Annotated in this window: 12 protein-coding genes; 10 read left to right on the top strand and 2 right to left on the bottom strand. The window is 59.3% G+C overall.

Translation table 11 applies throughout. The features are described 5' to 3' along the window. Nucleotides 1-7: 7 nt before the first annotated feature. Nucleotides 8-2,224 carry an adenylate/guanylate cyclase domain-containing protein gene (locus BR48_RS0117125; RefSeq protein WP_027232428.1) on the bottom strand — a complete coding sequence of 739 codons (2,217 nt, stop codon included), beginning with the start codon at nt 2,222-2,224 and terminating at the stop codon, nt 8-10. Between the two features lie 209 nt (nt 2,225-2,433). On the opposite strand from BR48_RS0117125, the gene BR48_RS24865 reads away from it, so the two are divergent. From BR48_RS24865 to BR48_RS0117085, 8 genes are all read left to right on the top strand, one after another. Beyond that, the gene (locus BR48_RS24865; protein ID WP_051615132.1) at nt 2,434-3,672 is read left to right on the top strand and encodes an adenylate/guanylate cyclase domain-containing protein; all 1,239 of its coding nucleotides are present in this window, start codon (nt 2,434-2,436) and stop codon (nt 3,670-3,672) included. Between the two features lie 125 nt (nt 3,673-3,797). Next, entirely contained in the window at nt 3,798-4,718 is a 921-nt protein-coding gene (gene ppk2 / locus BR48_RS0117115; protein WP_027232427.1) for a polyphosphate kinase 2, read from the top strand. A gap of 182 nt (nt 4,719-4,900) precedes the next feature. Beyond that, nucleotides 4,901-6,862, top strand: coding sequence for an elongation factor G (locus BR48_RS0117110; RefSeq protein WP_027232426.1), 1,962 nt, complete (start codon nt 4,901-4,903; stop codon nt 6,860-6,862). Between the two features lie 320 nt (nt 6,863-7,182). Beyond that, nucleotides 7,183-7,647 (top strand): 50S ribosomal protein L13, encoded by a 465-nt coding sequence (gene rplM, locus BR48_RS0117105; RefSeq protein WP_027232425.1) that lies wholly within the window; start codon nt 7,183-7,185, stop codon nt 7,645-7,647. Nucleotides 7,648-7,649: 2 nt separating this feature from the next. Further along, nucleotides 7,650-8,126: a 30S ribosomal protein S9 gene (gene rpsI, locus BR48_RS0117100; protein WP_027232424.1), complete on the top strand. Its 477-nt coding sequence runs from the start codon at nt 7,650-7,652 to the stop codon at nt 8,124-8,126. A 129-nt stretch (nt 8,127-8,255) separates the two neighbouring features. After that, nucleotides 8,256-9,209: an agmatinase gene (speB, locus tag BR48_RS0117095; RefSeq protein WP_027232423.1), complete on the top strand. Its 954-nt coding sequence runs from the start codon at nt 8,256-8,258 to the stop codon at nt 9,207-9,209. A 73-nt stretch (nt 9,210-9,282) separates the two neighbouring features. Next, nucleotides 9,283-10,218, top strand: coding sequence for an N-acetyl-gamma-glutamyl-phosphate reductase (argC, locus tag BR48_RS0117090; RefSeq protein WP_027232422.1), 936 nt, complete (start codon nt 9,283-9,285; stop codon nt 10,216-10,218). Next, the gene (locus BR48_RS0117085; RefSeq protein WP_027232421.1) at nt 10,211-11,065 is read left to right on the top strand and encodes an aminoglycoside phosphotransferase family protein; all 855 of its coding nucleotides are present in this window, start codon (nt 10,211-10,213) and stop codon (nt 11,063-11,065) included. Before argC ends, BR48_RS0117085 begins: the two co-directional genes overlap by 8 nt. Here BR48_RS0117085 and arsK read toward each other — a convergent pair. Then, nucleotides 11,054-12,268: an arsenite efflux MFS transporter ArsK gene (gene arsK, locus BR48_RS0117080; protein WP_027232420.1), complete on the bottom strand. Its 1,215-nt coding sequence runs from the start codon at nt 12,266-12,268 to the stop codon at nt 11,054-11,056. The two genes, BR48_RS0117085 and arsK, sit on opposite strands and share 12 nt — an antisense overlap. 165 nt (nt 12,269-12,433) lie before the next feature. On the opposite strand from arsK, the gene BR48_RS0117075 reads away from it, so the two are divergent. Both BR48_RS0117075 and BR48_RS0117070 read left to right on the top strand, forming a co-directional pair. After that, a complete protein-coding gene (locus BR48_RS0117075; RefSeq protein ID WP_027232419.1) occupies nt 12,434-12,673 on the top strand; it encodes a type II toxin-antitoxin system Phd/YefM family antitoxin in 240 nt (79 codons plus the stop codon). Continuing rightward, nucleotides 12,670-13,053 carry a type II toxin-antitoxin system VapC family toxin gene (locus BR48_RS0117070; protein WP_027232418.1) on the top strand — a complete coding sequence of 128 codons (384 nt, stop codon included), beginning with the start codon at nt 12,670-12,672 and terminating at the stop codon, nt 13,051-13,053. Before BR48_RS0117075 ends, BR48_RS0117070 begins: the two co-directional genes overlap by 4 nt. Nucleotides 13,054-13,056: the final 3 nt, after the last annotated feature.

The raw sequence follows: 13,056 nt of genomic DNA, 5'->3' as shown, positions 1-13,056 counted from the left end.
ATCTTTGCTATAAGGGCGCCACGGAAAAATACTTCAAGGATTGCGGCGTGACCTGGATATAATCCAAGTCGCGCTCGTCCGTTGTCGTATTGCGGTAAACATAGCCGCAGACGGTGCGGTCGCGAAAATACCCCGGGTATTTTTCACAAAGCCGGTTGCCCTGGATTTCAACGGCGCCCGTGATGCTGGTATTGGCGCTCCGATAGGCGGTATTGCCTGCACTGTCGAAAAACTGGACGAACTGCGTACCGTTCCGGTGCTTGCCGGCCCATTTCTTGTTGTTGACCAGGTCGTTCAACTGGGATTCGCTCAATTGGTCGGCCTGATTTCCCTGGAAATCGAAGGGCCATTGCGGCACCCGCGCGGCCTTCAAGCCGGCAAGATGGTAGTCCAGATCCTCCTTCTGCCAGTAATCGTAGAGATAGCTGTAATAGGTCAGGTTGGCGTCCGGGAAGAGCGTCATCAACTTCGCCTTTTCTTCAGCCGCCGGCGTCAGCTTCCCCTCATCGACATAGGCGGCGGCGAGATATTCGCGCGCCGGCTCCGCCCGGGGAAGAGAATCGCGCGCCGCCTCGAGCAAGGGGATCGCACGCTCGTTCTCGCGCGAGGTGTAGTAAACAATCCCCGCAAGCAGTTTGAAGCTGGGTTCCGGCGACGGGTCGAGCCGCAACGCGCGGTCCATTTCCGTCACCGCCTGCCCGCGGCTGCCGGTTTGCGCAAGAATGAGAGCAAGGTTTGCCACAGCTTCGGGGTCATTGGGCTGGGTTGCGACCGCCCGGTTGGCGGATTCCCGCGCCTCCACTTCACGGCCATCGACGAGTTGCAGCAGCGCAAGCACGGTATGGGCCCGGGCGTTGTTGGGATCGATCTTCAGTGCCTCGCCAGCCGCATCATAGGCAATCTTGCGCGCGACCGCCGCCGACCAGAGGAAATTGTAGTCGTTGCGCCATACGTCGACGGCGACGCGCGCTATGCCTGCATGGGCGTTGGCAAAGCGTGGATCGAGATCGATCGCCTTTTGATAATATGACAGGGTTCGCCGGTAAGTCTCGACATCCGCATAGAAAAACCCCTCCTGCTCAGCCCGCATGTAATAGTCGTAAGCTTCGAGATTGTCGGTCGGGATGCGCGCGAGCTGGTCCCGTTCGCCCTCGCTAAGCTTCACCTCGAGCGCGGATATGATCTTGCCGATCACATCGTCCTGTACGGCGAAGAGATCGGCATATTGCCGGTCGTAGCGCTCGGCCCAGAGGGAAAGGCCCGTTACCGCATCGATCAGCTTGACGTTGATGCGCAGGCGGGTGTCCGCCCGTTGCAGGGTGCCTTCAAGAATATAGTGCACGCCGAGTTCCGAAGCGACGTCCTGTATCTTGTTTGCCGAGGTGCTGACGGCGAACACGGAATGGCGCGCGATGACGAAGAGGCCGGATACCTTCGAAAGTTCGGTGATGAGATCATCCGTCAGGCCTTCGGCAAGATGATCATGTTCAGTGTCTCCGCTGACATTGATGAACGGCAGCACGGCCACCGACGGCTTGTCGGGCAAGGGATAGGCAAAACGCTGCACCGGCATCGCTGGCCATATCAGGGTCCAGGGCTTGAACCACAGCGCTCCCCCGGCAAGGACGAGCACAAGGAGCGCGGCTGCGGCAGGCACCCGCCAGCTGAGCTTCTTTTTAGGCGCTCCAAGCGTCTTGCCTGCAGCGGATGGGTCGAGCACGACGCGATAGACGCGTACCGGTTCGGCAATGCTCTTTACCTTCTGTTCGCCAAGAGACACATAGCCGACGGGGAGTCGCGATTTCACGTGATCGTAAGTGGTTCCGGAGACGGCGATGCCGCCAGGCTCGGCAAGTGCCTGGATGCGATCCGCGATGTTGACGCCATCGCCATGAATATCGTCGCCCTCGACGATGATATCGCCGAGATTGACGCCGATGCGAAAATCCAGACGATGACCGGCGGGTTCTCCTGCGTTTCTCTTTGCTTTCTCCTGCTGGATCTCCACCGCACAGCGCAAGGCATCGACGACGCTATGGAATTCGACCAGCACCCCGTCGCCCATGGTCTTGACCAGACGGCCGTGGTGCTTGGCAATCTTGGGTTCAAAGACTTCGTACAGATCGCTCTGGAACCTTGCGCGGGTTCCTTCCTCATCGATCTGGCTCAAGTGGCCATAGCCGGCAACGTCGGCGATGAGCACGGCAGCTAGGTGACGTTCCATTTCACCGTTTTTCCCCGGAGCACAATGTCACTCCTTCTCGCATCTTATCGCAGGTAGGAGGCAGAGGCCATTACGCTCAAATGGGTGAGCGCGAAGCCGGCCTGCAGGAACAAGGTCGAGTGCTATTATTTACCAGCTCTGCTTTAATCCATCGGTCCGCGCTCTATTTAAGGGTGTAGCCTGGACTAACGATGACGGAGAAATTCACAATGCAAGCCCTATCCACTGTTCCTCCGCTCGTTGGTGACCTGGCCTGGCCCGCCAAACGGCGCAAGGTGCTCGACTGGCTCGTGCATGCAACCCGTGAAGAACGCTTCATCGACAATATTTTCGTCGAGCTGTGCAATCGCCTTATGGAAGACGGCGTGCCGGTCGCCCGCTCGACGCTGCATCTCAGAACCCATCATCCCCAGTGGCTCGGCGCACGGATTCTCTGGAAGACCGGCTTGGACAAGGCCGATATCCAGACATTCGGCTACGGCATCGAGGAAACCGAACGGTATCGCAACAGCCCGATCGACCAGATCAGGAGTGGCGTGCGCGAAATCAGGTGGCGACTCGAAGAGGATAGCGGGGAAACCTACCCGCTCTATAACGAGTTGCGGTCAGAAGGCCTCACCGACTATATCGCATGGCCGCTTTACCACACCCTCGGCAAGGAACATGTCGTCACCTTTGCCGCCGACGCGCCGGGCGGTTTCAGCGACGAACACGTGGCCTATCTTACCGACCTTTTGCCCGCCCTCGCACTCGTCAGCGAAATTCGGTTGAAAAATCGCCTCGCGCGCACGCTGCTTGAAACTTATGTCGGCCCGCACGCGAGCGAACAGATTCTTGCCGGCGCCACGACGCGCGGCAGCGGCGTAACGGTCGGCGCTGCCATATTGATCTGCGATCTGCGCGATTTTACCGGAATATCCGATCTCTGGCCGCGCGACGACGTTATCGAATTGTTGAACGGCTACTTCGACGCAATGTCCGAGCCCATCGCCCGCCATGGCGGCGAAATATTGAAATTCATGGGCGACGGGCTGCTTGCCATATTCCCGCTGAGTGATCCCTTGGCCTGCCGCAATCTGCTGCAGGCGATCAACGAAGCCCAGACCGCGCTTGCGGCGCTTAACGAGGATCTCGTTGGCAAGGGCCGCAACCCGCTCGGCTATGGCATCGGGGTCCATGTCGGCGATGTGATGTACGGCAATATAGGCTCGCGCAGCCGGCTTGACTTCACTGTGATCGGCCCGGCCGTGAATATCGCCTCGCGCCTCGAGAGCCTGACCAAGGAAATCAAGCGTCCGGTCCTTTTGTCGAAGGCGTTCGTGGAGATGGCCGATTGCGGCAACGAATTCGAAAGTCTTGGCTCGCACAGGCTGCGCGGGCTTGAGCGACCATTCGACGTATTCGGATTGAAGGAACACGACAAGGCCGCCGTGCTGTCGCCCGCATAGAGGAGCGACAGGGCCTCGCGCCGGTTCACAATTGTTTCAAAAATCCTTCATGAGGGCGTGGCATAACCGACGGCACAGTAGCAAAATGTGCTCCGCCGTCAGTTGGCCAATCCCGGAGAGGCGATATGAACAATTCCAAGGAACATTCCGATGCACAGGACTGGCTCGAGGCCGAGCTAGCCGACACGCTCGACGAGGATTACGAGCTGGAACTCTCCGAGCCGGCGCTTTCGGAGGAAATCCGCAAGATTTATCGCAAGTCGCATCCGCCCTCAATTCCGCGCATCGACTACTTCCGTGCCCTGCTCTCCCTGCAGTCGGAACTGATCAAGCTTCAGGACTGGGTGGCTTATCACAAGGAAAAGGTCGTCGTGATCTTCGAGGGTCGCGATTCTGCTGGCAAGGGCGGCGTCATCAAGCGCATTACGCAGCGCCTCAACCCACGTATCGTCCGCGTCGTTGCGCTGCCTGCTCCGTCGGATCGCGAAAAGACCCAGTGGTATTTCCAGCGCTACGTGCCGCACCTGCCGGCAGGCGGCGAGATCGTGCTCTTCGACCGTTCCTGGTACAATCGCTCCGGGGTTGAGCGTGTCATGGGCTTTGCTGGTGAAGACCAGGTGCAGGAATTCTTCCACGACGTGCCCGAGTTCGAGCGCATGCTGGTTCGCTCCGGGATCAGGCTGGTGAAATACTGGTTCTCGATCACCGACGAGGAACAGCAGATGCGCTTCCTTATGCGCATTCACGACCCGCTGAAACAGTGGAAACTTTCGCCGATGGACCTAGAGTCGCGCGTTCGCTGGGAATCCTACACCAAGGCCAAGGAAGAAACTTTCGCCCGCACCAACATTCCCGAAGCGCCGTGGTACATCGTCGAGGGCAATGACAAGAAGCGCGCACGGCTCAACTGCATCGATCACCTCCTCAGCCGCATCCCCTACGAGGAGGTGCCGCACGAGGACATCGCCCTTCCCGAGCGCGTGTTCAATCCGGATTACGAGCGCAAGGTCCTGCCGCCCGAACTCTATGTGCCGGCGAAATATTAGGGCGCTTCTCTTGTTTAGATGGAAACAGTTTCTCGAACGGCGGGAGACTGTACTAAGCAAGGAACGCCTCGAGCCGGGTCAGGCAACCATCTAAATCAGCGCGTGTACCTAGCGATTTTGGCCCGTGTAGGGCATCATCCTCCCAGCGGAGATTTTGTGATGCTGGCAGAGGGAGGATCGCCATGCGCTGCTTTACGGTACTCGGACCTTCGCAAACCGGAAAATCCACGCTCGTGGACAAACTCGGCTCACTTGAAGGTTCCCCACGAAAATCTGTTTCTCCTTATGGACTTGGCCTGACGGAATTCGAGTTCGGTGGCGAGGCGTGGTGCGCGCTGGACACGCCCGGATCAGGCGAAGCGATTGCTCATGCCCACCACGCTCTTCTCGCCAGCGATGCCTGCATCCTGTGCGTCTCAACGAACCCGGAAGAAGCCGTACTTGCTGCGCCATACCTGCGCGCGATCGAAGCGTCGGGTACGCCCTGCATCCTTTTCGTCAACAAGATGGATGAGCCGCGCGGGAGGCTCCGCGACGTTGTCGCCGCGCTGCAGGATTACTCCAATCACACACTCATTCTTCGCCAGATTCCCATTCGCGAGGGCGACAAAATCGTCGGCAGTTGCGACCTGATTTCCGAGCGCGCATGGCGCTACCGCGAGGGTCAGCCATCCTCGTTGATCGAAATCCCTCCAGACCTTATCGAGCGCGAACATGAAGCGCGCGCCGAACTGCTTGAACACCTCTCCGAATTTGACGACTGGCTGCTTGAGGAATTGATCGAAGACCGTGAACCGGCAACGAATGCCGTCTATGCGATCTCGTCACGGGTCTTGCGCGAAAACCGGATCATACCGGTGCTCGTCGGGGCCGCAAGCCATAGCAACGGCATCATGCGCCTGATGAAGGCGCTCCGCCATGAAGCGCCGCAGGCTGACGTGCTGCGAAAGCGGCTATCGGCTGGGGGTAGCATTTCCGAAAGCGCTCTGGTCGCCGTCGGGTTTCACGCCTACCACCGCCAGAATGTCGGCAAGACCGTTCTCGTCCGCGCTTTCACGGATGGCTTGAAGCAAGGCACAATGCTAGCGGGCGCACGGCTCGGCCCGGTGCAGGATCCGGGCACCGGAAAGCCGATTGCCTCGGGTGCCGCCTCGGCGGGCGATGTCTTTGCGACGGTCAAGTCGGATCACCTGCCCGTCCCCTCGCTGCTTGGCGCGGATGCAGCCGTCGACGCCCCGAACTGGACCAATGCACCCACACCAATGATGGAGCGCATACTGGTTCCAAGCAGCGAACGCGATGAAACCAAGCTCTCCGAAACACTGGCAAAATTGGCCGAAACCGATCGCGGCATCAAGGTTGCCCAGGAAGAAGGAACCGGTGCGCAATTGATCAGTTCCCAGGGGCCCGTCCATCTGCGTGACATTTGCCGGACCTTGGCCGAAGTCTTCCACGTGGATGTCAGCGAGAAACCACCGAGCCCGGTTTACCGCGAGACGATCTCTAAATCATCGGATGTCCACTATCGGCACCGTAAGCAGACGGGCGGAGCCGGACAGTTTGCCGACGTGAAGTTGAGCGTCAGGCCCAATGGGCGCGGTGAAGGCTTCAGCTTCGCCGAAACGGTCAAGGGCGGCGCAGTGCCACGCAACTTTATACCGGCGGTCGAGGCAGGTGCGCGGGAAGCCATGGACAAGGGTCCCCTGGGGCTGAGGGTCATCGATGTCGGTGTAACGCTCACTGACGGCCAGCACCATTCGGTCGATAGTTCCGAATTCGCCTTCCGCGCGGCCGGAAAGATGGGTGTGCGCGATGCGCTTGCCCAGGCTTCGTCCGTACTGATGCAGCCGATCTATCGGGTCGAGATCAAGATCCCCTCGATCTATTCCGGAAGCCTGGTGCCGATCATATCGTCCTTCAAGGGACAGGTGCTCGGGTTCGACCGCGACGACAAGGCCAAGGGTTGGGATATATTCCGGGCCCTCATTCCGGGCAGCGCACTCGATGAACTTGCGCGCACATTGCGCTCGGCAACGCAGGGCATCGGGACGTTCGCCAAGACATTCGACCATTTCGAGGAAATGTACGGCAAGGAAGCGGATGCGATAATCCAGGCGCAAGGCGCGCACGCGAACGAGCATTGACTGGCGGGTTGCGTGCCTGCTGCAAGCGCTGGCGGGCACGACCCCAACCTGGCGCATTTCAGCTTGGGGCGGGCACCGCGAGAGCCAAAATATGCGGTAATATAATACCTTTTTTCTAACATATTGTTTTTTAACACTGTTTTGCTAAATATGGCGAAATCTAGTGCTTGACGTGTTTGCCGGGGACCTATATTGAACCTCTCGACTGCGGTGGGTCGTTTCCCGCCGCTTTTCATTGTTGCCGGAATTTTCGAATTTCGCGCAACGCAAGCAACAAGAAAAGCCTTCCTTCGTGAAGGATGATCTCAAGGACGAACACAATGGCTACCTTCTCTCAGAAGCCGGCAGAAGTGACGAAAAAGTGGATCCTGATTGACGCCGAAGGTCTCGTCGTCGGCCGTCTCGCCACTCTCGTTGCCAACCGCCTGCGCGGCAAGCATAAAGCAACCTTCACCCCGCACGTTGACGATGGCGACAATGTCATCATCATCAATGCCGACAAGGTTGTCTTCACCGGTAAGAAGTTCACCGACAAGGTTTACTACTGGCACACCGGCCATCCCGGCGGCATCAAGGAACGCACTGCCCGTCAGCTCCTCGAAGGCCGTTTCCCGGAACGCGTCGTCGAAAAGGCTGTTGAGCGCATGGTTCCCCGCGGACCGCTCGGCCGTCGCCAGATGAAGAACCTGCGCGTTTACGCTGGTTCCAACCACCCGCACGAAGCTCAGTCTCCCGAAGTCCTCGACGTCGGCGCGCTGAACAGCAAGAACAAAAGGAGCGCATAAGAATGGCTGAGCTCAATTCGCTCGAAGCTCTCGGCACCATTGCCGCCAGCACGCCTGCCGCAGCGCCGGTCCATGTCCAGAAGCTTGACGCAAAGGGTCGCGCCTATGCGACCGGCAAGCGTAAGGATGCGGTTGCCCGCGTCTGGATCAAGCCGGGTTCCGGCAAGATCGTCATCAACGACAAGGAATACGGCAAGTATTTCGCACGTCCGGTTCTGCAGATGATCCTGCAGCAGCCAATCGTTGCTGCCAACCGTGCCGGCCAGTACGACATCATCGCCACCGTTGCCGGCGGGGGTCTTTCCGGTCAGGCCGGTGCCGTTCGTCATGGCATTTCCAAGGCCCTCACCTACTTCGAACCCGCTCTGCGCGGCGTACTGAAGAAGGGCGGCTTCCTGACCCGCGACAGCCGCGTTGTCGAACGCAAGAAGTACGGCAAGGCCAAGGCCCGTCGTTCGTTCCAGTTCTCGAAGCGCTGATCTCGGCACTTCAATTGGACAAGAACAGAAAGCGGGCCTTCGGGTCCGCTTTTTTGTTGCGGTCGCAGGCATATGACGGTTATCGAATAAAAGCCTTGCTTAGCCCCTCTGCCCTGCCTGGAGAATTCAATGCCATCGAAATCCATCGACCACGCCTTCACAGCGCGCGCATTGACTGGCGCGGCGAGCGATCCGACCCATGCTGGCGCACTCTCCTTCATGCGCCGCCGCTATACGAAAAACCTCAACGGCGCGGAAGCGGTGGTGTGGGGCATCCCCTTCGATTCGGCGGTCTCCAACCGGCCGGGCGCACGCTTCGGTCCGCAGGCGATCCGTCGCGCGTCGGCGATTTTCGACAATGACCCGCAATATCCGTTCCATCGCGATCTCTTCGCTGATCTTGCCGTCATTGACTATGGCGATTGCCTGCTTGACTACGGCAACCACCAGAAGACGCCCGCTACCATCGAACGCGAAGCCGCCAAGCTCATCAAGTCTGGCGCCTTTCTCGTTTCGCTCGGCGGCGATCATTTCGTCACCTGGCCGATACTGAAAGCCCACGCAGCGAAGTACGGACCGGTCGCGCTCGTGCAGTTCGATGCGCATCAGGACACCTGGTACGATGATGGCAAGCGCATCGATCACGGTTCTTTCGTCGGCCGCGCCGCGCGCGACGGCGTGATCGACGCCGCCCATTCGATTCAGGTCGGCATTCGCACCCATGCGCCGGGCGATTGCGGCCTGAAGATCGTCTATGGCTACGAGGTCGAGGAACTTTCGGCTGCGGAGATCGCGAAATCGATCATCGCGCGCACCGCCGGCAAGCCGGTCTACCTTACCTTCGACATCGATTGCCTTGACCCGGCCTTTGCGCCGGGCACAGGAACCCCCGTTGCCGGCGGACCGTCTTCGGCGAAGATCCTCTCGGTGCTGCGGCATCTGACGGAACTCAACATCGTCGGCGCCGACGTGGTCGAAGTCGCGCCTGCCTATGATCATGCGGATGTGACCGCCATCGCAGGTGCCACAATCGCGATGTATTACCTTGGTATGCTGGCGGAGAAGAAAGCGCGACGAGGTTGATCGCGATCAGCTTAGACATTGAATCCGCTTTTCTCGCCAACTATCTGAATTCAAAGCTTCCAAGGGCAATGACATGAAACCCAAGATCTTCATCGACGGCGAACACGGCACAACAGGTTTGCAGATCAGGACGCGCCTTGCTGGCCGCGACGATCTCGAGGTCCTGTCGATTCCGGAAGCCGAACGTCGTAACCGCGATATGCGGGCCGACTACCTGAAGGAGGCCGACGTCGCCATATTGTGCCTGCCGGACGACGCCTCGAAGGAAGCCGTTTCAATCCTCGAAGGGCACAATTCGACCAAGATCATCGATACCTCGACGGCACATCGCGTGCATCCCGACTGGGCCTACGGTTTTGCCGAGCTCGACCGCGCGCAGCGACAGAAGATCGTCGACGCCCGGCTCGTCGCCAATCCCGGCTGCTATCCGACCGGAGCGATCTCGCTGGTGCGGCCGCTGCGTGATGCCGGCATTCTACCCGCCGACTATCCGGTTACCGTCAACGCTGTTTCCGGCTACACCGGTGGCGGCAAGCAGATGATTGCGCAGATGGAGGACGCGGCCAACCCGGACCATATCACGGCCAACAATTTCCTTTACGCCATGCCGCTCAAGCACAAGCACGTGCCGGAACTGCAGATGCATGGCCGCCTCGAGCGCCGTCCTCTGTTTTCGCCCAGCGTCGGACGCTTTCCACAAGGCATGATCGTGCAGGTGCCACTGTTCACAGCCGACCTCGATGGCAATCCTTCGCTGGGCGACATCCAGGCTGCCCTGAGTGCACACTATGAAGGCCAGGATATCGTCCAGGTCGTTCCGCTTGCCGAAAGCGTGCAACTTGCACGGCTCGACGCCGAAGAATTGCGGGACACGGACATCATGAAATTGTTCGTCTTCGGCTCTGAGGATCAGGGACAGGTCAATCTGGTTGCGCTCCTCGACAATCTCGGCAAGGGCGCGTCCGGCGCGGCCGTGCAGAACCTCGATCTCATGATCGGCCATGGGTGATACGGTGAATGAGACGTTTCCCGCCGAGTGGAACGTCTCCTCCCCTGAACTTCTCGCCGAAACGCCCACAAGCCGCATTACCAAGGTGCGGCTCCCTGATGGAACGCCGGCCATCGTCAAGGCTTTGACGCCGATCGGCATGAAGGACGAACTGCCCGGCGTTCATTACCTCGACTGGCACGACGGCAGCGGCGCGATCCGCGTCCTTGCGATCAAGGACAACCTGCTGCTGCTCGAATATGCCGGCCGACGCACCCTTCTCGACCATCTCAACGAATTTGGCGATGAAGCGGCAACCGCGATCGCCGTCGAGGTGTTGCGCAAACTCCTGGACACGCCGCACGACGACCGAGCGTTCGCGCCAGACCTCAACCCGATCCGGCAGCAGTTTGCGAGCCTCTTTGCCAAGGCGGAAAGCGACCACAGCAATGGAATCGACAGCCTGTTCGTGGAGGCGGCACGGATCGCAGACGAGTTGATGAACAAACCAATGAACGTGCAGCCGCTGCACGGCGATGTCCACCACGAAAACATTCTCTTTGGCGACAGGGGTTGGCTGATCATCGATCCCAAGGGCCTTCTCGGCGATCCGATGTATGACGCGGCCAACATGTTCTACAACCCGCTGGATCGTCAGGATCTGAGAGCAAGCGAGACGCGCGTCGCGACCATGGCGCGGACGTTTTCGCGCGCCTTCGATCGCGACATTCGCACCATTCTCGGTTATGCCATGGTCCACGCGGCACTTTCCGCCTCCTGGCACACGGAAGATCAAAATTTCGAGGAGGCCGAGCGCAGTCTGGCCGTCGCGCGGGCGGTACGGAGCGTACTCACTTCACTGGTATGAACGGCGTACAAGGCGCGCGACCATCAGGAAGGTGACGACACCGCAACAGCCGACAAAGGCGGCAATGGCGAGCGCCGCATGCGGACCAAACTGCTCAAGGATAAACGCGAAAATAAAGGGCGCCGTTGACGACACAGTCAGGCGCGCAGCGGTGATCTTGCCGAGAATTTCACCGTAACCTCGATGCCCGAACAGGGCGAGTGGGAGCGTTCCCTGGACAATGCTGTTCAGTCCCGAGCCCATGCCGAAAAGCATCGCGAACAATACTGCGCCGGCGATCAGCGGCACCGGCGGCGGCAGGAGCAGCATGAGGAATGCAAGCGGGATCAAGGCCGTGGAGAGGATAGCCACGGCGAGCGCCGAGAACCGATGACCGAGCACCATGTTGACGAGACGGCTTGCAAACTGAGACGGCCCGAAGATCGTGCCGACCAGCACCGCTGACGTGCCGAGCCCCACCGCCGCCAGAACAGGAACGAGGTGCACAAGCATAGCGGAAAGGGCAAAACTTCCGAATGAGAAGCCGCTGGCAATGAGAATGAGGGCAGAACGGCGGCTTGCCAGAGGCAAGGAGCCGGCATCGAAGGTTGCAGGATCAGATGACGCCTCCGGTCTCAGCATCGGCGATCGTCTGGTCATCTGGGATAGCCAGAAATGGATCGGAAAACAGATGCAGAGCTGGAGGCCGGCGTAATACAGGAAGATTTCGCGCCAGGTGAACCATTTCAAGAGCCCTGTCGCCAAGGGCCAGAACAGCGTCGAGGAAAAACCGGCAATGAGCGTCAGTAGCGTAATTCGGCGAGGAGCCGCTTGCGGATCGATCTGCACGAGAACCGCAAAGGCCGTGTTGTAAAGAATGAACGGCGTGGCGATGCCCGTCGTCACCAACGCAGGAGCAAAGATGCTCCAGTTTGGGGCCCAGGCGCAGACCAGCAATGACACTGCGGCAGCAAGCGAACCAAGCGTCATGACCCGCCCCGCGCCGAAACGATCGGCCCAGCGTCCCGACCAGGGTGAAATGATGCCACCGATGAGCAGCGTCCCGGAGAATGCAGCGAACAGCCATTCGCGCGAGCGCGCAAACTCCTCGCCCATCGCCGGCGCCAGAATGCTGAAACTGTAATAGAGCGTGCCGTAGCTGATGATTTGCGAAACGCCGAGAGCGCTGACAGCGGCCAGTGAGCGTCTCGCACTTAGGGTCATTCTATTCGTTTCCACATGTTGTCCCGCTTCTTGCGAGCGGCAGCCAAGAACTACACTGAGTCCCGTTCGCGGAAAACGGTTCCGTACAAAATCTCGTGCCTGACCAACTTGACCAAGCGCCCTATGGGCCTTACATTGGTCAAGTTAGTCAAGAGGAAGCCGCCAATGAACAAAGTCAATCTGTATGACGCAAAAACCAATCTTTCCAACCTTGTTGACCGTGCAGCGGCTGGTGAAGAAGTGGTGATCGCCAAGAACGGCGTGCCATTGGCCAGACTGGGACCATTGCCGAAACAGAAACAGTCACGGCACCCGGCAAAGGCACTCGGAATATCCTATATCGCGGAGGATTTCGATGCTGTGGATGATCAGACTGTCGAGCTCTTCAGTGGCGGCAACGCATGAACCTTCTGCTCGATACCCACGTGCTTCTCTGGTGGGATGCCGGGGCCTCAGAGATGGGCGCTACGGCGCGAGCGGTCATCGCAAACCCTGATAATACAGTCTATGTAAGCGTAGCATCCGTTTGGGAAATCGCAATCAAGAGCGCCAAGGGTAAATTGCGCTTCAACGGCTCAGCCCACGCCGCCATCGAAGCTAACGGCTTTTTGCCGCTGTCTATGTCGACCGCACACGCAGAATTGGCGGGCCGGCTCGAATGGGCCCATGCCGATCCGTTTGACCGCATGCTCGTGGCACAAGCCCAATCGGACGGACTGATCCTGCTGCACGCCGACGCCGTCATCCACGAATTCCGCGAAGTCGCACAACTCTGGGCGCGATGATCA

Origin of the sequence: Phyllobacterium sp. UNC302MFCol5.2 (genome assembly GCF_000686005.1) — a bacterium.
Classification (GTDB): domain Bacteria; phylum Pseudomonadota; class Alphaproteobacteria; order Rhizobiales; family Rhizobiaceae; genus Phyllobacterium; species Phyllobacterium pellucidum.
Note: the sequence above shows the minus strand (reverse complement) of the source record. Positions and strands in the feature narration are given on the sequence as shown.